Genomic DNA, 25,216 nt, shown 5'->3' with positions numbered 1-25,216 from the left:
ATTTTCAAAATATAATTATTAATATATTTCTTTTCCTCTTAAGGTTTGTATATTTTTATAAGCACGTGGACTTATAAAAAAGATTATAGACATTATCTTTTCTTTAATTTTCGTTTTATTACTAAGAATATATTTGCTAAATACATCTTTATACATAGTTCTTATTTTTTTCAAAATATTTTTATTATGTAATGAAGACTCACACATAAAATAATTCTTTTTTAAAATATACTCATATTTTCTTAATGTCTTCTCAAACAGATCCTTATTTCTTATTTGTTTAAAAAATTCCATTCTTTGACTTATTGCTTCTAAACCATCTAATCTTTTTATATTAAATCCACTATTCATTATACTATTAGGAGTTTGCCTATAATAATATAATTCTTCATCTATTAATACTACTTTGTTTGCCTTATATAATAATTTATGCGTAGTAAATTCATCTTCATGTATTTTACCTTCTGGGAAAATTATATTATCAAATAAACAGCGTCTATATATTTTGTTCCAAGTTACTACTGTTTCAATATATCTTTCATTATATAGGTTATTTAATGCCTCTAAATTGTTTATAATATTTATATTGCCAATTTTACTATTGTTAATTTGTGTATATTCTTCATTTACTTTCAAAAATTTACATTGTACTATATCCCCATTATTCTTCTTAGCTTCTCCATACAGTTTTTCATACATATTTTTTTCTATCCAATCATCACTATCTACAAAAGCTACATATTCGCCTATAGCAATTTTTAATCCTGCGTTTCTTGCAGAGCTTAATCCTCCATTTTTTTTGTGAACTACTCGTATTCTATTATCCATTTTCAAATACTCATCACATATTACTCCACATTTATCTGGAGAACCATCATCTACTAAAATTAATTCAAAATCCTTATATGTTTGAGATAATATTGATTTAATACACTTTTCAAGATATTTTTCTACGTTATAAATAGGAACTATTATACTAAGCGAAACCATAATACCCTCATTTCTTAATTTTTATTTAATATTATTTTTTATATTTCTCATAAATTTCCTTACTAGCCAGTAACATTTATATAAGCATTGATTTTTACATAATAAAATTAAATCTTTCTTAATCTTATTATCTAGTTGAGTATTGTTAATTATTTTAGCGCTTAAAGTTTCTTCCTCTATTAATATTAAAATAGGTCGTATTACTTCATTAAATTTTATATTTAAATTCCAATTATCTATTTGATTTACTAGTAAGTACAAATGGAATAAGCATAAATGTTTATAATTATATTTATATTTATCAAAAACATTTTTTTCAATAAAAAATGTTTTAATCATATTTAAGGCCTTTAATCTATCCCATAAATTGTTGATATTTGGGTTTCTTGTGCTACTGTTACTATTTTGTAAATAGAAATAACTATAGTTATTTGAAAAAACTACTTTGTTTGAAAAAAAGAAAGCTTGTAATATAATTGCTAAATCCTCATAAAACATTTTTTGAGGAAAGAATATATTGTTTTCAATAAAAATAATTTTTTTATATAATTTCCCGCAAGGATAACTTTTTAATTGCTTGTCCAGGAGTAGTTCTTTTACTGCATCCTCCCCAATCATTTCTTTAATTGTAAACATTTCTAATTTTATATTCTTCAAATCTTTTTCTCTAACCATAACCATATTACAGACTGAAATATCCGCATTGTTATTAACTGCCATTTCATAAAGATTTTCTATATGATCTTCAGCTATCCAATCATCACTATCGACAAATGTTATATACTTTCCACATGCAATTTTAATACCATTATTTCTCGCTTCACCTTGGCCTTGGTTCTCTTGACTGATAATTTTTATCCTTTTATCTTTGGCTTTGTATTCATTCATTATTTTAAGTGATTCATCTTTAGATCCATCGTTTACTAATATTATTTCTATCTTTTCAAACGTTTGATTTATTAGAGAATCTAGGCATGTTCTTAAATATTTTTCAGAATTATATATTGGAATTATTATACTAACTTCAATCATAATATTCTCCTAAATTTATTATATTTTCTTTTATATTTTTTATTATTATGATTATGACTAGTTCATAATAAAGAAATAATTTATCTTAATTTCTTTATAAAGATTTACTTTAGAATCTAATTGCTTTTCTTTGCTAGTTGCTCTTCTTTTAGTAGTTTGGATAAATTTAATATTAAAAATATAAAGAAACTAAATATAAGCATTTTATCTCCACTTGTAGATAAACCATTAAAAGTATTAACGTCTAAAAAAATTACTAAATAACATATATATATATATATATGTTTTCTTCTTATCAAAACTATAGTCGGTATGGCAAAAAGAAATATATAAATCATAATAGCCGTTAACATCCCAATCTCTAAAGAAAACATTCGTATAGGATATTCATATGCTGCTGATGCGTACGTTAAATAAGAATTAAATGTAAAGGTAAATCCCAATCCATATCCAGTAAAAAATTTTATTGGATATAAATTTAGTGATTGTATTTCATCCCACATTTCACTTCTTCCAGTAGTCAAACTTCCTGATGTAAATCTAGACATTAATGTATCAAGAAGTCCACTTTCTAATGCAATAAATGATCCACAGATAATTGTAAGAAGCTTTTTTAATTTATTACTACATTTAAATAAAGTAATAGTACTTACACATAGAAGAATAATCCCAGTCTTACTTCCAGTAAAGGCTATTCCAACAACAGCTACAGCTAGTATCCATAATGGACATTGTTGTTTTTTTATATACTTACTATACAGGTTATTTAATATAAAAAACATTAAATACAATTCTGTATTAAATAAAGGATGTCCCATAAATGAATATAATCTTTTATCTTGTGTTGACATACTACTTTCTATTATTTGTTCTCTGGTCCTCTCACTCATAAAATTGCTAATAATAGGATTTATGTTAATATGAAATATCATTTCTAATATTCCTATAATAGTTATAATAAGTATTATCAAATTTAAAATAATTATAGTTATTTTGAATGCATATTCTATTGTATTATTATCTACTTCTACAATTACTAATATCAGTGGAATAATAAATGCTACAATAAAATTTATTATAGTAATAATCTTATTTTCATAAATCATCGATGTAGATATGTAAATTAGTATAGTTAATTGTAGAAGCATTAATTTTTTTTTATTAATTTTTCTAAAATTCTTTATTACTAATACCCCTAAACTAACTAGAGCTAAAATATTAATATTAGAAAATTTATTTCCTATAATTCCCACCCTTAATTCCTGCGAAAAAACAAAGAGTGATATTAGTAAAAATACAATGGATTTTTTATTATTAATCTGTATCTCATTTTTGTTTATATACATCTTTTTAATTCCTTATTTTCTCAAATATTTTTATCTTTAATATAAAACTTCATTCCATTTTTTTACAATATTTTCTATATTGAAATCTTCGGCCCTCTTTATAGATTCTTCAGATATCTCTTTTCTTTTTTCTTCATTATTTATTAAATCAAGCATTGCATTGGCTAATGAATCAACATCTTCACAGGGTACTAATATTCCATTTTCATAATTCTTACTTATTATTTCTCTTGGACCCGAATTAGCAAATGCCACTACTGGCAATCCACATTCCATAGCTTCAGTTATTACAAGTCCAAACCCTTCCCATCTTGATGAGGAAACAAATATTGAGGAATCTAAATAATATTCTTTTATATTATTTGTAGATGGTTCAATCTTAACTCTTTCAGTTAACTTTAAACCTTCAATTAATTGTTCTAATTTTTCTTTATCAGATCCATCTCCAACTATCTTCAATATCCAATCTTTATTTTTTGAACAAACTTTGCTAAATGCTTGTACAAGCAAATCTAATCCTTTTTGCTGTCCTTCTAATCTTCCAACAAATAGAATATTTTTTTTACTACAAGTAGATTTTTCATTAGACTCAAAACTAAGTGGATTATATATTACATCACAATCTATATTTTTTTCATTTTTATAGATAATTTTATCATGATTGGTTAGAACAACATATTTATCTAATTTGTATATATATTTATTAAATAAGATATCTAAATTCCAATAGTATCTATTTGGATTTTTTAAATATGCATTATAAGAGTTATGTTGCCAACCTAAAACTTTTGAATTTAAATTTTCTTTGATAGACCCCAACAAGATACTATATAATCCTTCAACACCTATAATTACATCATATTGCTTTTTATTTAAGTATTCCGCAAACTTTTTTCTAGCTTTATTAGGAAAATATGTATTGATTAATTTTTTATAATGAGTTTCCTTATTTAGTATGCCAGTTTTTCTATTAACATCTTTAATTATTTTTCTAAAAATTTTGCTTAATATATTTGTTTTGTTTAAGCTATTATTAAATTCTACATTTATTTTATGGTTTAAATTATATAAATCATTATTGCCTTTTAGTTTTTCTGAAATGCATAATATATCTATTTCATGTTCTTTAATTAATTCATTAGATAAGACTGATACAACTCTTTGTACTCCACCCAAACTAAATATGTTAGTCATAACAAAGCAAATCTTCATTTTTTATTCACCTATTTCGCTGTCGCTGCAACTTCTCCTCTCGCCTTTTTTGTTTCAATTTCTTCTACTATGCTTACTAAATATTTACCATATCCAGTTTTAATTAATGATTTTGCAAGTTCAATAACTTCTTGTGAGCTTATCCAGCCTTGTCTATAAGCAATTTCTTCAAGGCATGCTATATATGTTCCTTGAGTATTTTGAACTGCTTCAACGAAATTAGATGCTTGAAGCATAGATGCATGAGTTCCTGTATCAAGCCAAGCCATACCTCTACCTAATAGTTGAACCTTTAAGGTTCCTTCTTCCATGTAAGCTTTATTTAAATCAGTTATTTCAAGTTCTCCTCTTTCAGATGGCTTTAATTCTTTAGCTTTTTTAACTACTGAATTATCATAAAAATAAAGCCCCGGAACTGCATATTTTGACTTTGGTTTTTCAGGTTTTTCTTCTAAAGAAATGACTTTACCATTATCGTCAAATTCAACCACCCCAAAAGCTTTTGGATTTTGTACGTAATACCCAAATACATATGCTCCATCTTCCAAGGTTGCTGCTTCTTTTAGATGATTTGAAAAACTTTGTCCATAGAATATATTGTCACCTAAAATCATAGCTACATTATCATCACCTATAAATTCCTCTCCAATGATGAAGGCTTCTGCAAGTCCATTAGGCTTTTCTTGAACTGCATATTGAATATTCAAGCCTAGCTCTTGTCCATCTTTAAAAAGTTCTTTAAAATTAACTATATCTCTTGGTGTTGAAATAATTAATATATCTTTAATCCCTGTAAGCATTAAAACTGACATTGGATAATAAATCATTGGTTTATCATATATTGACACCATTTGCTTTGACATCGCTTTTGTCACAGGATAGAGTCTTGTTCCTGAACCTCCTGCTAATACTATACCTTTCATTAGCTTCACCTCTACTTTTTACCTTTATTAGATCTTTTTCAATTTATAATAAATACTTTCGTTAGCTACGCTTAATATCAAGTGATTTACAGCTTTCACATTCTTAAAATTACTATTTATGGCCTTTATGAAATATTTTCTTCCTTCCCTTATTTTTTTATTTTTCATATATATATGGGCTAATCGTTCATAATTAGATGACATTATTATTTTATAGCTTCTATTATCAATATTTTTACTCTTAATTAATTTTTTTATTTTTTCTAATACTATCTCATGACCTTTAATAACATTATTAACATTTCCAGTTATACTGTTATTATGATAATAATAATTCAAACAAGGTGTATCTATCCTCGCTATATTATATCCATTACTTAATACTCTCATATATAAGTCCCAATCTTGGCAACTTGGAAGTTGTTCATCAAATCCTTTTATTTTATTAAAAACATCTTTCTTTATGCATATAGTAGATGTTGTTCCAATAAAATTTTTACATAATATTGATAGCAATTCATTATCCAATTCTTCATTTTCTTTAAAAATATGCTTTTTATTATTATTTTCATTAACTAAATAATACTCTGTATAAACCATGTCAATATTATTATTGGTGTTAAATTTATTTACTTGTAATTCTATCTTTTCTGGTAACCATTCATCATCACTATCTAAAAATGCAACCAAATCACCTCTACAGTGTGTGACTCCTATATTTCTTGATTTAGCTCCTCCTACATTGATCTCATTTTTATAATATCTTATATCTTCTGATAAATAAGGTTGAATAACTTCATAAGTATTATCTTTTGAATTATCATCAATTATAATTATTTCCAAATTATCATAAGTTTGGCTTAGTACACTTTCTATAGTTTTTATAATTCTATTTGCTCTATTAAAAGTTGGTATTACTACGCTAACTAACTCATTACTATTTGCCGATTTCATTTTTTCTCCTCCTATAATTTTTGGTATAATTCATCAAACTTAGATATATAATTTTCCAATGAAAAACTTAATTTTTGTCTATTAAGTGAATTATTCTGAAATTCCTTTCTTTTACTTTCATCTTTTACTAGATACTCTATTTTCGCTGCCAGATCATTAATATCTCCAACTTTTGAAAGAAATCCATTATAATTTTCTTTTACCATTTCGCACACTCCACCATGTCTATATCCAACAATAGGTGTTCCACTTGCCATTGCTTCTAAAACAACTGTAGGTAAAGGGTCAGGATTAGTACTTGGAAGAACAAAGATATCATATAGAGAATGAATATTTTTACTATCACTTCTATAATCAGAAAAGATTACTCTATCTTTATTTCCCATAGTCTTAATTTGTTTTTCTAATTCATCTTTCCGCCATTCTTCGCCTTCAAATACTCCACCAACCATCATTGCATAGACATGACTATTTTTCTTTAATACTATATCTATTGCTTTAAGAAAATCAGCTTGTCCTTTCCATGCATTTACTCTTCCTATCATGCCAACAATAACTGCATCATCTGGTATATTAAACTCTTTTTTTATATATTCCTTTTCATTATTAGGGTTAAATATATTGTTATCTACACCGTTATAGATTACTTTAATATCTTTCCTAAAATATCCTGTGCTCTTTAAATGTTCTTTTACAGCCTGAGACACTGTTACTACTTCATCAGCATATTTAGATAAAAGAAAACTTATAAATTTATGTACAACTTTAGGTTTTACTATAATTTCATGTATATGCCAAACCTGAGGTATTTTAAGTTTTTTCTTTATATATATTCCTTCCAATACAGCTGCTGTATTTGTATGAATTATATCTATATTTTTCTCAGATGCTATTCTCTTTATTTCTCGAGAATACTTTATATAATCTTTGAAATATCTCAACATTCCAATTGGAGTAAAAAATTTCCTTCTTAATATTGGGTATTCTACAATCTCAACTTCTATATTATTTTCTTTAAACTTTTTAACTAGTGGTCCATCACATGGAAGTACAATATACGGTTTAAAACTTTTCTTATCAATATTCTTCAATAATTGTAATAAAACAATATCTGCCCCATACAATTCAGCTCCTGCATGTAAATATAATATATTTTTCATACTAATTTTCCATCCTTGATTTCACTATTTTTTCTCTTTTATCAACAACAATACTATAGGGCGGAATATCTTTTGTAACAATTGTTCCTGCACCTATAATACTCCCTCTACCAATAGTCACCCCATCAAGTACTATAACTCCACTTCCTATCCAACAATCATCTTCAACGATTATTCCTTTTCTAATAACTCCCTGTGATTTAATTGTGCTTGAGGTATCATTAAAATTATGATTCTCTGCAAAAAGCTTACTCTAGGACCAATCATAACATTCGATCCAATGTTTATATATCCAGCGCATCCAATATAACTCATAGGACCAATTGAAGAGTTATTACCCATTTTCAGTCCTTCTCCTACCTCCACTCCATAGTAACTAGATGGTCTTATCATAGCTGAATTTCCTATGGTCACATTATCTCCAAATACTAGTCCTCGTTTACTTAGCCCTTGTACTTCGCAGTGCATTTCGAATTTCATATTTTTACCTATTATTATCTTATTCTTATTAGATATTTTAGTTCTTTTCCCTATAAATATTAATCCATCAGACTTAGCAAAAAAAGCCTTAGCAAGAAATCCCTTATTATTTTTAATAAAGTAGAACTTAATATTGAAATTAAATCCAGTGTACTTATATTATTCTTATCTATTCTTTTAAACATATTTCCTCTTTTCTTCATTTACAAAACCATGGAATATTTTATTAACTAATAGATCTTCATATTTGTCTATAATATAACTCCATGTATATTCCTTTTTTATTCTACTTTTAGCTTTAGAGCCCAAAGTTTTTATATATTCTTCATCAATATTATCTAGTTTATCTATAAGATTAGCTAAATTTCTATTTTTCTTATTAAAATATAAAGCACCATCCATTCCTACTTCTCTATTAAATCCAACATCTAATAATATATTTAAATCGGTTGTAGCTAGTGCTTCTAATAAAGAGGGATTAGTACCACCTACTTCATGTCCATGAAAATATCCATATGCATTTTCTCTAATCTTTTTTAATAATTCTTGGTTATAAACTGTTCCAACAAACTTTATTCTGTTATCTTTATCAAAGTTTGTCTTTTCTCTTAATTGCTCATAGAATTTATTTTTCTCTACATTAGTTATTAATATAAAATTCTTTTTGGTCTTTGATTTCATAAATTCAGTTATCATAGTTTCATAGTTATTTTCTGGAACAAATCTACCAACTACTAAATAGTATTCTTTCTTCTTAACATTTTTTTCTTTATACCATTGAAGTAAAGTACTATCCTCATCTGTTAATTTTGATTTTTCAGCATCAGCTCCATAAGCTATAAAAGTCGTCTTTGGATCATATTGTTTATAATCTTCTTTTATATATTTCTCTATATTTTTTGAATCACATATTAATAAATCTGCATGTTTAACCATGTATTTTTCTGAAACTTTCCAATATTGTCTTATAGCTTTATTCCATTTAGCTCTCTTCCATTCATGACCATCTGGATTAACAATTAAAGTCCCACCTAACTTTTTTAATTTATTTTTATAATATCCGACAAATGGTCCTATTCTACATGCTAAAATATATACAATTGAATTTTTTATTTTATTATCTTCTATACATTTAATACTTTCTTTTAGTGCTGCTATATCATAATAAACTGCTTTTGCAGGTCCAATATTCGGTACTTTTATGTTGAAGCATCTAGCTCCATTATGTTTAAAGTTCTTATAATCCTCTGCTAAGCAAGAAACATGATATTTTATTTGTTTACTTTTCTGTCCTTCTGTTAGTTTTTCAACAAAGGTTTCAAATCCGCCATATTTTGCGGGTATTCCTTTAGAGCCTATAATAAATACATGCTTCATTTTCCAATCCCCTTATGCATTATCCTATGCTATTGCCATAGCTGCTTCACTTTTAGCATCTTCTTTTAAGTTTAAAATAGCCTTTCTTCCGACAGAATAATATTCTATTGCTTTTTCTTCTACATCGTTAATTTCATAACAATTTCTTCCATCAAATATAACAGGAGTATTCATTAATTCTTCGTATATATTTAAGTGTAAAGATTTAATTTCATTCCATTCTGTAAATATAAATGCTGCATCTGCACCTTTTAAAGTTTCTTCTGGAGTTTTTACATATGTGATTTCAGTTGGAAATAGTTTTTTAAAGTTTTCTTCTCCTACTGGATCATATGCCACGATTTCTGCTCCTTCATCTAACAGTCTTCTAACATTTGGTATTGAAGGTGCATCTCTCAAATCATCTGTTCCTGGTTTAAATGTTAATCCTAAAATTGCCACTTTCATTCCTTTTAAACTTTTAAATCTCTGTTTAGCTTTTCTAAATAATTTATATTTTTGATTTTCATTTACCTCTATTGTTGCTTTTATAGTTTTTAACTCATATCCATTATCATTAGCAAGCCAATGAAGTGCCTTAGTATCTTTAGGGAAACAAGATCCTCCATATCCTATGCCTGCTTTTAAGAACTTGTCTCCTATTCTTGGATCATAAGACATTCCATTTGCCACATCTTCAACATCCGCTCCAACAATTTCGCAAAAGTTAGCAATTTCATTAATAAATGATATCTTTAATGCCAAAAAATCATTAGATGCATATTTTATCATCTCAGCACTTCTTCTATTAGTTACAACTATTGGTTGATTAAATCTTTCATACACTTCTCTCAAAGTATCTCTAGCTCTATCCGATTTAATACCTATTACTATTCTACTAGAATACAAAGTGTCTTTAACTGCTGTTCCTTGAGATAAGAATTCTGGATTTGAAGCCACTTCTATTTGAACATCATTTTTTAAATGTTCCTTTAGAAATTCTTCTACTTTATCATTAGTTCCTATTGGAACTGTTGATTTAACAACAACCAAACAATCTTTTTCTACATTTTCAGCTATTTGCTCGGAAGCTTTATATACATAATCCAGGTTAGCGGAACCATCTTCTCTTTCTGGAGTACCTACACCTATAAAAATTACATCTGCATCTTTATATGCTGATTTATAATCAATTGTAAAATCTAATCTACCTTCTTCATAATTTTTTTTAAGTATTTCATCTAATCCAGGTTCATATATTGGCGATATACCTTGTTTCATTAGTTCTATTTTTTCTTCGTTAGTATCCACGCAAGTTACACTATGTCCTAAATGTGCTAAACATGCACCTGTAACTAATCCAACATATCCTGTTCCTGCCACTACAATTTTCAATATTAATCACTCCTAATTAATTTATCATGCAACTTAAAATGCTACCTTGCTCCTTCATCTCCAAACAACACCCTCACCGTTTTCAATATAAGAGCTATGTCAATCCAAATGTTTCTTTCTTTTACATACTTTACATCTAGTTCCATCCATTCTTCAAAATCTATATCATTCCTACCCATAACCTGCCAATAACAAGTTAACCCTGGCTTAGCTAAAAGTTTAATTTTCTGACGTTCTGTAAATTTTTCTACTTCCCTTGATAGATTAGGTCTTGGCCCCACTAATGACATTTCACCCTTTAGCACATTAAATAATTGAGGAAGCTCATCTATACTTGTCTTTCTTATAAATTTTCCTACTCTAGTTATTCTTGGGTCATTCTTCATCTTAAACATAGGACCTGTCATTTCATTCTTATCTTTAAGCTTGTGTAAAAGTTCTTCTGCATTAGTTACCATAGATCTAAACTTATACATATAAAATATTCTTCCGTTTTGCCCTACTCTTTTCTGCGCAAAGAATATAGGTCCCTTGGAGTCCAACTTTACAGCTATAGCCGTTATAATTATTAAAGGACTTAATGCAATAATTCCAAATAATGCTCCTAAAAAATCCACAACCCTTTTTGTAATGTAATAGCTTGTACTTTTTTCATAAGCTTTCAAATGTCCAACAATGTACTTAAAACTTTCCCCTCTGATCTCTACCATTTTATACCTCTCCTCCCTTTATTATATACATACGTAAACTTTTTTCTATTAATGGGGTATAATTAAAAAAAATCAAAAAAATAACAATCTATATGTGTTTTCTCTAATCACATATAGATTGTTATTTTAGAATGCCATATTCAAATATAAAAAACGAATTATGTATTACTTTTCCGCTTTTCTTTTTTCTTTCTAAATTTATAACCGTCATTTCCATAATAATAATTATAGTAATATCTCTTTTCGTTCATTTCTAACTTATTAAGCACCGCTCCTAATATCTTAGCATTAACCTTTTGTAAAAGCTCTTTAGCTTTTTCTGCCGCCTTCCTGTCTACTTGTGATGAAGCAACTACTAAAAGGCAGCCATCAGCATAGCTTGAAAGAAGCTGAGCATCTGTTACAGCTATTATTGGAGGCGTGTCTATTATAATATATTCATAGTTTTGTCTTAATCCTTCTAAAAATTGCTTCATTTTTGATGAAGCTAGAAGTTCAGCTGGATTTGGAGGTCTTGTACCAGAAGTCAGAACATCAAGATTCTGAATCTCAGTACTTTTAACTGCTTCTTGAAATTCTACATTGCCTACAAGTAAATCTGATATACCAGTTTGATTAGATAATGAAAATATCTTATGTAATGATGGCTTTCTTTGGTCACAATCTATCAATATAGTTTTAGCTCCACTTTCAGCCATAACCACCGCAAGATTTGCAGCAGTGGTAGACTTTCCTTCTCCTGGCTCTGAACTTGTTACAACTATTATTTGAACCTTATTATCAAAGGATGAAAACTGAATATTTGTTCTCAAGGTCCTATATGCCTCTGCAATGGAGGATTGGGGATCTTTTACTGTTACAATGCTTTTGTTTTCCATATCATTCACTCCGTTTATTAGTTAATTAATTGTTGTCCCTTGGTATTATGCCTATAACAGGAATACCTAAATATCTATTTATATTCTCTTCTGTTTTTATAGTACTGTCCATATATTCAAGTACAAATGTAAGCCCTACAGATGCCACAAGCCCAATGAAAAATGCTATAGCTACGTTTAAAGTCTTATTTGGTTTAATAGGTTTTTGTGGAATCTTAGCTCCATCCATTACTTGTATACTTCCAGTTGGATATATTCTTTTTGATTCTTGTATAAAAGCATCAGTAACAGCATTCATTATAAGATATGCTTCTTGTGGACTGTTATTTTTTACTTTAAATTCAACTATTTGAGTATCGTTTTGTGGTGTTACATTAATTATACTTTCAAGTTTATCTGCTGATATATTTTTCAATTTTGCCGAAGCATTTTCAGCAACAGCTCTAGACCTTCCTATTTCAGCATAAGTCTTTACAAGTTTTTGGAACATCATAATATCATTATAATTATACTGAGAAGACTTATTATTTGGATCATTATCAGATTTTCCTACAACAATACTTGCACTTGCTTCATATGTAGGTTTAATAATGAAAAAGTTTAAAATCCCTGATATAAGTGTACATGCAATAGTTATTATAAGTATTAGCTTTGTCCTATTTTTAATTATGTAGAAAAGATCCTTTAAATCTAATGCCATTTCGCCACCCATAGAATGTGCATCCTCCTTATATTGTAATTTAGTTATCTATACTTTATAACTAAACTTTTAGCATCCGTATTATCTCCTACTATCAAATCAAGCCTTCCATCCTTGTTATTTTCAGCCTCTAACCCGTCAAGACCTACTTGAGATACACCAGGGGCTCCGTTATCGAATCCTATAAATGCTGTTGGAACTTCAAAATCTGTCCATCCACTTGATACATTTTCATCAGCCTTGTATCCATTTATTGAAAGTGTTAAAGTTTTTGCGGTTGCTGAGTAAATTCTTATTTGGGTTAAATTACTTTTTGATATTTTATCTACTATGTCAATAGTCTGTCCATCTTGTTGATAAACATTAAATGAAGATTCGGAAGCATCTGCAAAAACAAATTGTATATCTCCATCAGAACCATCAGAAGTCTGAGATAAGTTGCTTGAATCAATATAATTTTCAAGGGTTTTTACAATGCTTTCTGGTACTGCTGCAGCTCCGCCTAATGCAATTATATTAGATTTTGTTTCTATATTTTCTTTTATAAAGCTTTCTGCTGCAGGCGGAATCGTTTCATAAGTTAATATTATTGGCGAGGAATTTTTTGCTGATAAAGCTGAGCCTGATAGAGCATCTGCAAATTCCTTTCCGGTTGGTCCATCTGCCTGAACAACATATAAATTATCGAATTGAAGATCTTGTTTAAAATATTTCATTATATTTAAATTTGTTTCAAATCTATCTTGACCATAAAGTCTTACTGATGTTTTAGATACTTGTTGTGCGGTGTTATCGCTTATAACTCCCTGTCCACCTATTATATATGAATTTTTTATATTTACACTATTTTCTTGTATATAATTTTTTACTACTTCTGGCAACTGATCTTTATCAGTTAAAAGTATAGGCATACCTTTTTGTGCAGCTATAGAGGCTATAGAAAGTGCATCAGCAAATCCATATCCTGATGCAACTGTAATTCCATTTATATTTTCAAGTTCCTTTGCAACTATAACTGAAGTTTCGTATCTATCATTCCCACCAAGACGCTTTATATCACCTACTAAGGATTTTATTTCATTTTCAGTGTTTTGTGAAACTGAAGCATATTTCCCTATTATAAAAACATGTTTAGCATTTAATCTTTTTATTTCTTGTTTTACATTGTCATTTAAAGTAGCACTTTCAGTTAGAAGTATTGGTGCATTATATTTTTTTGCTAGTGGAGCAGCACATAGTGCATCAGCATAATCTTCACCACTTGCTATCACTACATATTCAGAATTTGTCCAACCTGCTTTGGATATTGCTGCTGATGTTTGATATCTATCTTGTCCCCATAATCTATTTGAAGCCGCTGAAACTTTTGATGTATTAAATGCTATAAAATTTGTAATAACAAATACACTAAGAACATATGAGATAAATTTTTTATTTCTTTTTAACATAAATACTCTTCCTTTCAGTAAGTTTTATATAATCTTTTAAGTTTATTATCTTTAAAAGCCAACAGGACCTGATGCTGTTGGCTTTCATATTTATATGTGGGTATTACAGAAATTAATTATGTGCTTTTTAATCAACTTGTACCATATAAGGCGTACTTATGTTTTCACCCTTATACTTTAGATAAACTTTATAATTACCTTTTAGGTCTTTATATTTTATGGACTTAAATGCTTCTGCATCTTGTAAATCATTTAATGATAATGCACTCTCTAATAAGGTACTAACTGTTTTATCTTGAGAATTAGCATCATAAACAGTTTTATTGCCGTGACCTACTTTAACTACCTTAGTCACAGCATATCCATTCTTTTCATCAAACAGAATATTTTGAGCCTGGCCTAAAGCATGTTGTAAATTGTACTTATTAACAAATTTACTATAAGCTCCATATAATGTATCATTAGGATTAGCTAATTTTATAGTTAGCTTATGATTTGACTGAGAAACATCAGCAATTGCATGTAACCCTTGTGGGTGCTTTTGTTCAACATACTTCACCCAATTGCTAACTTGAGTGTCAAGTAATCTTAAATTTTGTTCACCCTTGTTACCATTCTTTTTATCCTCATTTTTGTCATCCTTTTTATTGTCCTTTTTATCCTCATTTTTATCGTTCTTTTTGTTCTCCTTTTTATCATCCTTTTTATCGGCCTTTTTACTACTTAAGTTTTTGCTCATCTTCAATTCTTTTCCATTTAATTTTACTGTATAATAGGAGTTGCTTGTCTCCTTCCCCTGAGAAACTTTAGCTGCTGTTTCATGTTCATTAGTATTTTCTGGTGGTGCCACCCCTGCTGCTTTTACAGTTGTTGCTGCTACTGAGCTTATTATCAATACTGAAGCTACAGTACATGCTAATAAAACCTTTAATGTGTTTCTTTTCATCTTTTTTCCTCCAATTTATATTAACGTATAAGGTACAAAGCCCCTTATCATGGCTATTTTTACGCACAAAGCAGCTAATATTTCTTTGTTTTTTCTGTTATGGGTGAACTTAAAAAGTGCAAGATTATAGGTGATTTTTGTCATTGAACTAAATTACATTACCATTTATTATATAAATTCGTATATTAATGTTAAATTAGTGGGGGTAATATAAAAAAAACTCCAAGCCTTATGTATGATAAATAATTTATATCAGACATAAGACTTAGAGTAGTTTAGCGTTAATTCAGTTTCACAAAATTCTATGTGAAATCTTTTTTATTTTTTATGTTGTTCTTTTTTGTTCTTTATCCTTTTCTTTATCTTTATTCTTTTCTTTATTCTTTTCTTTATCTTTTTCTTTATTTTCTTTGTCTCGTTCTTTTGCTTTTTCCTTATTTTCTTTTTCTTGTTCTTTTGCTTTTTCTTTATTTTCTTTTTCTTGTTCTTTTGATTTTTCTTTATTTTCTTTGTCTTTTTCTTCATTTTCTTTATCTTCTTTATGTTTATTGAATTTTATTTCTTTTTGCTGATTTTTATATTCTTTTGTTTTCTCTTTTGATGTATCATTTTCTTTATTTGCATATTGTGTATTCTTAGACTTATCTTCTTCTATACTTATTTTTTGATCTGCATTTGATTTTATTTTATCTGTTTTTTCTTTTGCAATTCATTAGATTTATATCCTTCTTCTTCATTGATTATATTTATAATCTCTTTTACAGATTTTTTATCAATGTCATTTAATTCATGTCCTGAACTTTTTTCTATTGCCTGATCTATTAAAATAAGTTTACAAGGAGATATGTTCTGTTCCTTAGCCTTTTCATATATTGTTTTGTTTCCTTTTAAAAAAATTGTTTTCGCCGCTATTTTACTTTCTTTAATATAATTATCTACTGCTTTTTCTAAACTTTGATCATCAATTTTCTTATCCAATTCCGTTACAGTTATTATAATTGTATTTTCCTTTTCCTTTGAAATAAACCTCTCTTCTTCAGATATTTTAATAATTTCATTAATTACAATATCTACGGATTTAAGATGAGACTTATCTATCTTTTTAATAACCTTATTTCCATCCTCATTCAAGGCCCGCAGTTTTATAGGTTTTCCATATAAATTATAAGCAATTTCAATACTTGGATTTATATCTACATTTACATATCCTTTAGGTGTATAGTAAGCATATGCGCTATAACCTCCTACAAAAAACATTAAAAATACAGCTGCAGCATAGATGAAATGTCTAAAAATTAGTTTTTTATCTTTTTCTGGCCTATTAATTACAATTTCTTCTCCAATATCTACAAAATCATTAGGCTTATCTACTTCTACAAAATCTCCATCTTTTGTCAATACAATAATTTTATCATCTAACCGTTGTAATACTATTCCTTTCATACTTTCACCTTCACTCTATGTACTCTCGTATAAATTTATAATCCCCGATTAACACAACTACCAGTGCTATAATATAAATTCGTCCTCTCTCTATTTTTTTACGATGAATAGGAATATTTTTCTGTATTTCTTTTATCGGTAATCGTTTTGTACTTACTAAGTTATCTAATATATCTGATTCACGTACAATAAATTGAGCAACTTCTTTATAAAGATTTTTAAGCTTTTGTTGTTTTGGAGAAGCTTGTACCAACTCGCAAAATTCGATTCCCCATTTTTTTAATTCTTTCTCGTATTCTTGAATTTCCAATTTTCTCATTTTGTTTTCTTCTTGATTTTGATACTCTTCAATTGCCTTATTTTCTATCTGGCTACATGCTACTTCATTTTCCGATTCATAAAGCCCTTGCAAACATATCATTTCTTTATGTTTTCCATTTTTCCTATAATAATCTATACATCTAAGATTAATAACCATTTTTGCAAAGTTTAAAAATTTCCCTTTACTTTTATCATATGAATCTACAGCTTCTTTAAATGCCATCATACCAATAGTGAGTTCATCATCATATCCGTATTGCAGAAACCTTCCTGTTTTTTTCTGCATAGTACTCGCTATAAAAGGCTTATATGTTTCAATTAATTTATTTAACTCTTCTTTATTTTTTTTAGCTTTTTCTACTCGTTCTTCAAGAGATCTCTTAAATAAAAACATCATTACCACCTCACTTTAAAGCTACTTAATATGTATTCGCTATGTAGCCTTTGCAAATTAAGGTATATAATGACATTTCTTTAATTCTATTGTCACACCCCTTATGTTGTCAGCAAATATCTCATATCGTCCTTTTAGCTTTCATCTCTTAATTAGTAAATCTGATAACGTTTAACTCTTAATAACATTATAATTTTTTCTAATAATATTGTAAATTTCTTTTACAATATTATATTATTGTTTTCAAAAAATTCTTTATAATTAATATAAATTTTACAAAAAAGTACATTTGAAAGTTCTTTAACTTTCAAATGTACTTCTACTTCCTTCACTAATTATTTCAACTGTTTTTAACCTAACCAACTTGCCGTAAGTCTCCCACTTCTTCAAGTGGGAGTTCAACGCCAAGTAAGTCATGCATTCGCAGCTCTAAAATTCAGATGGGGTAAAAGAATCCCCCTCTGAATTAAGATCTTGCTTCAATTCTCTATCTCTTGAAAAAGCTAAATAATCCTTTTTTTTCTTTAATTTTTTCCGCTCTTGAATATATTTTAGAGTTATTCAAAAGCTTCTCAGCATTATTTATGACATTTTCATATAAAACATGATTTAAGCTCTCCACCTGTTTCAAAGCTTCTTTCATTTTTGGTGATCTCATGCCAGTAGAATGAGCATCTGAGGCTATAAAATCACATACTCCATGCTGAATAAACATTTGAGAGATTTTTGTATTCTCTTACCAAACATGCCGCTAATACTTCCCGAATTTATTTGAAAAAGACACCCTTCTTCTATGAACTCATTTATCCTAGAAGGTTTTTCTATTATATAATTATATCTTTCTGGATGAGCAATTATAGGAACTACTCCTTCTATTCTAAGCTCATATATAATATCTAAGGCATCTTTAGGCATTCTCTCCATTGAAAGTTCTATTAGTATATATCTTGTTTCACCTATACCCTTTATAACTCCACGTTTGTAAAACTCCAATGTATGTTTGTCTAAGAATACTTCTTGTCCTGAAACCACATCAATATCTATTCCTTTTTCTTTAGCTTTAACATTAATTTCCTTTACAAGTTTGTACACATCTTCATAGATATTTTCGTAGCAACCTGTATAAAAATGAGGAGTAGCTACAATCTTCTTTGTACCATCTTTAACTGCAATTTCCAGCATTTCCATGGTCACGGCCATTTCTTTTGCTCCGTCATCTATACCCGGTAATATATGACTATGTAAATCTATCATACTTCATCACCTTTGCTGTTCTACCTTTTAGGTTTTATTTTCTTATTTCTTTAATCAATTCTAATTCCCATTTTTTATTATCTCAACAGGGCTTAATCTATAAGTTTTTACAGCAGGTAAGAATGCAGCCAAAGTTGAAGCTGCTATATCAATTAAAGCAGAAACAATTATAAACTTATTATTTATAACAATGTCTACTACTGGCTTTCCTTCTGTTGTTACTATATATGTATTGAAACCTTTTATGTACATCATTGCAAGTTCTGCTCCTAGTGCAGTTCCTACAATCCCTAAAATAAAGGCCTGCATTAAAAATATAAATGCAGCAGAACTATCTCTTATTCCCATAGCCTTTAATATACCTATTTGCTTATACTTTTGAGTTACAGTTATGCCAAGTACACTTACTATACTCAGTACAGCCGCCAGAAGAACAAAAAACTGAATTATTACAGTACATATCTTTTGCCCTATTATTCCGCTAAGTAAAAGCTTATTCTCATCTTTCCAATTTTGTACTTTTAAATCCTTATCATTAAGAGAGCTACTAACCTTTTTCGATAGACTATCCGCTAAATATGGGTTTACAACGCCAATCTCTATAGAGGTAACTTTATCGCCAAAGCCTATTAAATCTTGAGCAGTTTTTAAATCTGTAAAAATCCAGAATCTATTTAGCCCTGCAGATTCCAGATCATAAAAACCCACTATTGTAAGCTCAATATTTCTTTTATCTATTGTTACTATATTAAGTTTATCTCCTAGTCTTAAATCAAGTCTTTCTTTAAGTTCTCTACCAATTAATGCTTGTCCGTTATTTTCTATCATTTTGCCTTCATAGACTTTGCTTTTAATATCGTATAACTTATTAAGATCCTCAGGTATAAATCCTCTTATTCTAGTAGGTTCTTTTATGTCTGTGAGCTTTATAAAAGCTTGTTGTTCAGCTACGGGAGCCACTACATCTATATCTTTACTCACAGCGTTTATTTTGGTCTTTCTATTTTGCCAGTCTTCCATTCCCCCCTTAGAAAAATATACTGTTATATGCGGGGAATTACCTATAAACTTATTCAATAATGTAATTTCAAGCCCTTTGCTTAGAAGTCCAATAAATATTTGAACAGATACTCCTATAGCTATTCCTAGTATTATAATCAGGGTTTGCGCCTTACTATCTTTTAAGAACCTCCATGCTATCCTTAGTGATGCAAACATTATCCATTTCCTTTCATTAGCATAATTTATGTCAGAAACCATACCATCTCTTATTTTTATTATTCTATCTGCTTCTTTAGCTATCCTATCATCATGAGTTATAATTATAAAAGTAGTTCTAAATCTTTTGTTTATCTCTCTAAACACATCGTATACTGCCTTAGCCGATTTGGAATCTAAATTCCCTGTTGGTTCATCTGCCAATATAATTTTAGGTTCGTTCATAAGGGCTCTTGCAATTGCAACTCTTTGCTGTTGTCCTCCTGATAGATCGTAAACTTTTTTATGCTTAAATTCAGATAATCCTACCAAATCCAAAAGTTCTTCACCTTTTTTACGAATTTTTTTACCACAAAAGAATCTCTTTATTGTATGAGGCATAAGCACATTTTCTATCGCATTAAACTCTGGCAGTAGATAGTGAAATTGAAATATGAATCCTATTTTTCTATTTCTAAGAGAAGCTAATGCGGCTCTACTCATACCATTTATCCTTTCATTATCAATATACACTTGTCCATTAGTAGGCTTATCTAAAGTACCCATTATATTTAACAAAGTAGTTTTTCCACTACCTGAGGCTCCTATTATAGAATTAAATGACCCTTCTTCAAAGGATAAATTTATATCATAAAGCACTTGAGTTTTAATAGATTTACCGTATATCTTATTTATATTCTCTAATTCTATAATCTTTCCCATAGTTCCCCCATAAGTTTAAAATTGAATATATGCTAAAATTTACTATTTATATTTTAGCATATTAAAGCTAAAACAAAAACAGCCTTTAGGCTGTATGTTATTTGAATTTAACCAATCAATATATTAATGAATATACTTAAGCAACTCCTCTAGAAATTTCAACTTGCTATTATAGGTATCATTGAATTTTTTAACCTCAAGAACAATTTTGCTATCTTTTAAATATACGTTATTTACTTTTAGAGGTATCAAACTTGCATCTAGACATACACTATTATTTTCTATAGAAATGCCTCCATGAAATAAACCGCTGATCCTACTTAGAACATAACCTCTTGGTAAAGGTACCTTGCCGACATAAAATTTTTCTGGGTTATATTTCACCTTGTTGCCCTCAAAGGTCATAGTACCTTTAGATGAAAAAAGAAATTCTACTCCCTTATAACTAGAGGGAATGTAAAAATTTAATTCCTTGTCTGCTATTTCTCCATGAACAGCTTTTATATTTAAATTCCCGTAGTTTTTCTTATCAATATAAATCTTTATTATGGAATTTAAGTCTTCATTATTTAATTCTAATATTCCAGTACTCTGAGATTTTACCACATTAGATATAAATTCGTGAGATAACTTTGCACTTGGAGCAGTATATTCTGAATTCCATGTTAATAGCTTAAAGAATACACCACAAGCAATGATTATTCCTACAATTACAATCAGTAATAGCTTCTTTGCCTTTTTATTTCCTGTCTTTCTCATTACATCCTCCTTAAGCAGATATCTAAAATCTTTATAAATATAGTATCATGCAAATGGCTAATAAAAAACCAACTTCTTAAATTATTTTTAGTTAATATTATCGAATTTATAAACTTGCAAATTCAAATAATAACAGCTAATAACTGGTTTTACCAAGCTATTAGCTGTCTAAAATTTCTGAGATACCTGTTTTAAAGTGATCCGCAGCTACCATGTAGGCATATATTATCTTTTTAAAACCAATTTTTTGCTATAATATTACTCATATCTTAAGGCTTCAATAGGGTCAAGTTTCGCCGCCTTACCTGCAGGATATAATCCAAAGAAAATACCAACTGCAGATGAGAAACCAAAGGCAAGTAATATTACCTTAATAGATACTGGGATCTCTATATGTATGAATATGCTGGCAACCTTACCTAAGGATATACCAAATACAGTTCCAATAGCCCCTCCAATTAAGCAAAGTATTACAGATTCCATTAAAAATTGTAATTTAATGTCCTTGGTCTTTGCTCCTATGGCTTTCCTTATACCTATCTCTCTAGTTCTTTCTGTAACAGATACAAGCATTATATTCATAACCCCTATACCACCAACAACAAGTGATATAGCTGCTATAGCTCCAAGTCCTAAGGTCAACATGCTTAACATTTTATCTACAGTAGCCAATTCCTTAAAGCCCTGTTCAGCAATATATTTATTTTTATTCTGATGCTTGTTTTCAAGAATTTTTAATATTTTAGCAGTTATTTGGTCTGCATTCTTCATGTCTGAAACATTTACAGTTAAAAATGATATATAAGTGTCTTTAAATATTCTATCTCCTATAGTTATAGGAATTATTGCAGATCCAGGCATATTTTCATTCAATGCTTCTCCAATCTCAGAGCCTTTTTCCTTAAATACTCCTATAATAGTTACACTAATAGTCTTATCTTGAACATTTAACTTTGCAGATTTTCCTACTGCATCAGCACCTCCAAAAAACTTTTCTGCAGTCTTATTATCTATTACTGCAACGTTTCTTATTGCTTCGACATCCGCTTCACTAATATATCGCCCTGCTACTACTTCAATACCATTAAGCCTCGTAGAGCCAGCATTTGTCCCTGAAACATACATACGCTTTGATTTATTGTTTCCATTCTTTACAGAACCAATATCTCCAATGGATGCTTCAATGGATGTAATTTCAGATACCTTTTCCTTTAAAAGCTTAATATCCTCTAAAGTATAATAGTCTCTTTCCTTTATACCTTCATCTGTATTAGAATTCATTTTAAAATTAATTACATTAGTACCGATGTCTTGGAATTGATTTTTCACATAAAGTTTTGCTCCATCTCCTATAGATACTATAGTTATTACTGAGGATATTCCTATGATTATTCCAAGCATTGTCAGGAAGGATCTTAACTTGTTTGTTCTTACACTCTGCATTGCAGATTGAAAGCTTTCTCCTATATTCATCAGTTATTCCTCCCTTATTATAGTTCTTTCAGTAACTAAACCATCTGAGATTATATTCCCATCTCTAAACACAATATTCCTTTTAGTATGCTGAGCTATATCTGGCTCGTGGGTAACCATAACTATAGTTACTCCTTCATCATTTAATTCTTGAAATATACCCATTATTTCTTCACTAGATTGACTATCCAAATTTCCTGTAGGCTCATCCGCAAGTATTATTGCGGGATCATTTACGAGCGCTCTTGCTATAGCTACCCTTTGCTTTTGTCCCCCTGACAATTCATTTGGTTTATGGTGTACTCTATCCCCGAGGCCTACCCTATCTAAGGCAATTTTAGCTCTTCTTTCTCTCTCAGACTTTGGCACTCCTGCATACATCATTGGTAGCTCAACATTAGCCAAAGCAGTAAGCTTTGGAAGAAGATTAAAAGCTTGAAATACAAAACCTATTTTTTTGTTTCTTATCGCAGCAAGGCTGTTATCATCAAGAGAAGAAATATCCACTCCATCTAAATAATACTTACCATCTGTAAGCTTGTCCAAACATCCTAGTACATTCATTAGAGTAGATTTACCTGAACCTGATGCTCCCATTATAGCTACATATTCCTTTTCTTCTATCTCAAGGTTGACTTCCTTTAATGCCTTTAGCTGAATTGCACCAGTGTCGTACACTTTTACAAGATTTTCAAGCTTAATTATCACTTTTTAGTCCCCCCATTTTTGTTTGCTGCTTCTGCCACTTCATCACCTTCATGAATAGTATCAGGAGGGCTTACAATATATCTATCTCCATCTTTAAGCCCATCTATAATTTCTACATCATAATCTGTTTCAGTACCAGTTTTTATATATTTTTTCTCAACTTTATTTTTATTATTTACTATATAAACATACTTTTTACCTGTAGATTTCTCTTCCTTAATACCATCAAATCCAACTGCAAGCGCACCATCTTTTTGATTTATTATGATTTCTGCATCTGCCTCGTATCCAGCCTTTATTTTGCCATCTGAGTTATTTATAGTTATCTTAACATTAATCTTATAATCTTTATCTGTAGAATTAGCTTTGATTTGTGCCATTTCACCTATCTCAGTCACTTCTCCAGTATATTTATTATCTAATCCTTTTACTTTTACATTTACTTTTTGTCCCTTAGTAAGCTTTATGGCATCATACTGAGTCATGTCAATAGATACTTTAAGTGCTGAATTATCATCTACTATAATCATATCTCCTGTTTTTGGAAATAAATCTTCCTTAGCATCCATTTTTATAACTATCCCATCAATATTTGCCTTTATTTTGCTATCCTCTATTTTTTTAGTAAAATTCTTTATATCTGCCTGCGCCAATGCAACTTGAGTTCTTTGCGCTGTTACCTTGTCACTATTAGAAGAATTAACATTGTTAAGTACATTCTTTGAATTTGTTAAAGCAGATTGTGCTCCTTTAATAGCACTAGCTGCATCGTCTAAGGCTTTTTTAGAAGCATCAAAATCACTTTGTGATATGTATCCTTGACTAAGCAATCCTTGATTTTGTTGATGTTTTTTATTTAAATCATCATAATTTCTTTGTGCATTTTCAAGAGTTATTTGTGCTTGTGATAAGCCATTTTGAGCGTTACTTCTATCTGTTTCTAAACCTGAACCAAGAAGTTGATTTAAAGTAGATTGTGCATTATCCACATTTAGTTTTGCTTTTTCAAGCTGATTTTCATACTCAGAAACATCTAACTCTGCTAATACATCACCCTTTTTTACCTGCTGTCCTTCACTAACTAAGACCTTCACAACCTTCTGTGCTGGATTTAAAACTATCTCATTCCTATTCTTTGCTTCTACATTTCCAGTTGCAGATACAGATTGTAGTACTTTCTTCTTTGTAATCTTAGCCATAGTTACCTGCTTAACTTTAGATTTCTGTGCCTTAGTATACGATGATACACCTATACCAACAATAGCTAGTACAACAATACTTATAATAATTATTTTTTTATTAAGCTTAATTTTCCTTAACTTCGCCTTTTCTCCCATACTCTTTCCCCTCTTACATAACTTATATTTCTTGCAATGTATCTAATTACCATTAGCTTTCGCTTAGACACACGAAA

Annotated in this window: 24 protein-coding genes and 3 pseudogenes; all 27 read right to left on the bottom strand. The window is 29.1% G+C overall.

Annotation, left to right across the window (positions count from 1 at the left end; all coding sequences use genetic code 11):
- Positions 1-18 precede the first annotated feature (18 nt).
- A complete protein-coding gene (locus tag RCG18_RS09345; protein ID WP_308041033.1) occupies positions 19-990 on the bottom strand; it encodes a glycosyltransferase in 972 nt (323 codons plus the stop codon).
- 21 nt (positions 991-1,011) lie between these two features.
- Entirely contained in the window at positions 1,012-2,022 is a 1,011-nt protein-coding gene (locus RCG18_RS09340; protein WP_308041032.1) for a glycosyltransferase family 2 protein, read from the bottom strand.
- Between the two features lie 116 nt (positions 2,023-2,138).
- The gene (locus tag RCG18_RS09335; RefSeq protein ID WP_308041031.1) at positions 2,139-3,368 is read right to left on the bottom strand and encodes a hypothetical protein; all 1,230 of its coding nucleotides are present in this window, start codon (positions 3,366-3,368) and stop codon (positions 2,139-2,141) included.
- A gap of 36 nt (positions 3,369-3,404) precedes the next feature.
- The gene (locus tag RCG18_RS09330; protein WP_308041030.1) at positions 3,405-4,580 is read right to left on the bottom strand and encodes a glycosyltransferase family 4 protein; all 1,176 of its coding nucleotides are present in this window, start codon (positions 4,578-4,580) and stop codon (positions 3,405-3,407) included.
- An 11-nt stretch (positions 4,581-4,591) separates the two neighbouring features.
- On the bottom strand, positions 4,592-5,503 hold the full coding sequence (gene rfbA, locus RCG18_RS09325; RefSeq protein ID WP_308041029.1) for a glucose-1-phosphate thymidylyltransferase RfbA: 912 nt from the start codon (positions 5,501-5,503) through the stop codon (positions 4,592-4,594).
- 27 nt (positions 5,504-5,530) lie between these two features.
- Positions 5,531-6,457, bottom strand: a complete 927-nt coding sequence (locus RCG18_RS09320; protein WP_308041028.1) for a glycosyltransferase — start codon at positions 6,455-6,457, stop codon at positions 5,531-5,533.
- An 11-nt stretch (positions 6,458-6,468) separates the two neighbouring features.
- Entirely contained in the window at positions 6,469-7,617 is a 1,149-nt protein-coding gene (locus tag RCG18_RS09315) for a glycosyltransferase family 4 protein (protein ID WP_308041027.1), read from the bottom strand.
- 1 nt (position 7,618) lies between these two features.
- A complete protein-coding gene (locus tag RCG18_RS09310; protein ID WP_308041991.1) occupies positions 7,619-7,753 on the bottom strand; it encodes a hypothetical protein in 135 nt (44 codons plus the stop codon).
- 35 nt (positions 7,754-7,788) lie between these two features.
- Positions 7,789-8,097, bottom strand: a complete 309-nt coding sequence (locus RCG18_RS09305) for a hypothetical protein (RefSeq protein WP_308041026.1) — start codon at positions 8,095-8,097, stop codon at positions 7,789-7,791.
- 177 nt (positions 8,098-8,274) lie between these two features.
- Positions 8,275-9,474, bottom strand: a complete 1,200-nt coding sequence (gene cps2T / locus RCG18_RS09300; RefSeq protein WP_308041025.1) for a beta 1-4 rhamnosyltransferase Cps2T — start codon at positions 9,472-9,474, stop codon at positions 8,275-8,277.
- A gap of 24 nt (positions 9,475-9,498) precedes the next feature.
- Positions 9,499-10,848 (bottom strand): UDP-glucose/GDP-mannose dehydrogenase family protein, encoded by a 1,350-nt coding sequence (locus RCG18_RS09295; RefSeq protein WP_308041024.1) that lies wholly within the window; start codon positions 10,846-10,848, stop codon positions 9,499-9,501.
- 41 nt (positions 10,849-10,889) lie between these two features.
- Positions 10,890-11,558, bottom strand: coding sequence for a sugar transferase (locus tag RCG18_RS09290; protein WP_308041023.1), 669 nt, complete (start codon positions 11,556-11,558; stop codon positions 10,890-10,892).
- Between the two features lie 158 nt (positions 11,559-11,716).
- Positions 11,717-12,436, bottom strand: a complete 720-nt coding sequence (locus RCG18_RS09285) for a CpsD/CapB family tyrosine-protein kinase (protein WP_308041022.1) — start codon at positions 12,434-12,436, stop codon at positions 11,717-11,719.
- Positions 12,437-12,461: 25 nt separating this feature from the next.
- On the bottom strand, positions 12,462-13,148 hold the full coding sequence (locus RCG18_RS09280; protein WP_308041021.1) for a Wzz/FepE/Etk N-terminal domain-containing protein: 687 nt from the start codon (positions 13,146-13,148) through the stop codon (positions 12,462-12,464).
- 32 nt (positions 13,149-13,180) lie between these two features.
- The gene (locus RCG18_RS09275) at positions 13,181-14,584 is read right to left on the bottom strand and encodes a cell wall-binding repeat-containing protein (RefSeq protein WP_308041020.1); all 1,404 of its coding nucleotides are present in this window, start codon (positions 14,582-14,584) and stop codon (positions 13,181-13,183) included.
- A gap of 127 nt (positions 14,585-14,711) precedes the next feature.
- Positions 14,712-15,530, bottom strand: coding sequence for a hypothetical protein (locus tag RCG18_RS09270; RefSeq protein ID WP_308041019.1), 819 nt, complete (start codon positions 15,528-15,530; stop codon positions 14,712-14,714).
- A 318-nt stretch (positions 15,531-15,848) separates the two neighbouring features.
- Positions 15,849-16,055, bottom strand: a complete 207-nt coding sequence (locus tag RCG18_RS09265; protein ID WP_308041018.1) for a hypothetical protein — start codon at positions 16,053-16,055, stop codon at positions 15,849-15,851.
- Between the two features lie 156 nt (positions 16,056-16,211).
- Positions 16,212-16,973 (bottom strand): anti-sigma factor domain-containing protein, encoded by a 762-nt coding sequence (locus tag RCG18_RS09260; RefSeq protein WP_308041017.1) that lies wholly within the window; start codon positions 16,971-16,973, stop codon positions 16,212-16,214.
- 10 nt (positions 16,974-16,983) lie between these two features.
- On the bottom strand, positions 16,984-17,691 hold the full coding sequence (gene sigI / locus RCG18_RS09255) for an RNA polymerase sigma-I factor (protein ID WP_308041016.1): 708 nt from the start codon (positions 17,689-17,691) through the stop codon (positions 16,984-16,986).
- 484 nt (positions 17,692-18,175) lie between these two features.
- Positions 18,176-18,888: pseudogene (locus tag RCG18_RS09250) on the bottom strand (tyrosine-protein phosphatase).
- Between the two features lie 114 nt (positions 18,889-19,002).
- A complete protein-coding gene (locus RCG18_RS28995; protein WP_374119126.1) occupies positions 19,003-19,389 on the bottom strand; it encodes an ABC transporter permease in 387 nt (128 codons plus the stop codon).
- Between the two features lie 144 nt (positions 19,390-19,533).
- Positions 19,534-20,094 (bottom strand): annotated as a pseudogene (locus tag RCG18_RS28990) (ABC transporter permease); the annotation flags it as partial.
- A gap of 99 nt (positions 20,095-20,193) precedes the next feature.
- A pseudogene (locus RCG18_RS09240) lies at positions 20,194-20,862 on the bottom strand (ABC transporter ATP-binding protein); the annotation flags it as partial.
- Between the two features lie 123 nt (positions 20,863-20,985).
- Entirely contained in the window at positions 20,986-21,621 is a 636-nt protein-coding gene (locus RCG18_RS09235) for a hypothetical protein (RefSeq protein ID WP_308041015.1), read from the bottom strand.
- A gap of 258 nt (positions 21,622-21,879) precedes the next feature.
- Positions 21,880-23,094, bottom strand: a complete 1,215-nt coding sequence (locus RCG18_RS09230) for an ABC transporter permease (protein ID WP_308041014.1) — start codon at positions 23,092-23,094, stop codon at positions 21,880-21,882.
- A 3-nt stretch (positions 23,095-23,097) separates the two neighbouring features.
- The gene (locus RCG18_RS09225) at positions 23,098-23,802 is read right to left on the bottom strand and encodes an ABC transporter ATP-binding protein (RefSeq protein ID WP_308041013.1); all 705 of its coding nucleotides are present in this window, start codon (positions 23,800-23,802) and stop codon (positions 23,098-23,100) included.
- Positions 23,799-25,139 carry a biotin/lipoyl-binding protein gene (locus tag RCG18_RS09220; protein WP_308041012.1) on the bottom strand — a complete coding sequence of 447 codons (1,341 nt, stop codon included), beginning with the start codon at positions 25,137-25,139 and terminating at the stop codon, positions 23,799-23,801. Before RCG18_RS09220 ends, RCG18_RS09225 begins: the two co-directional genes overlap by 4 nt.
- Between the last annotated feature and the right edge of the window lie 77 nt (positions 25,140-25,216).

The sequence above is a fragment of the Clostridium sp. OS1-26 genome (assembly GCF_030915445.1).
Lineage (GTDB): Bacteria > Bacillota > Clostridia > Clostridiales > Clostridiaceae > Clostridium_AM.
This window is presented reverse-complemented; position numbering and strand designations above follow the sequence as displayed.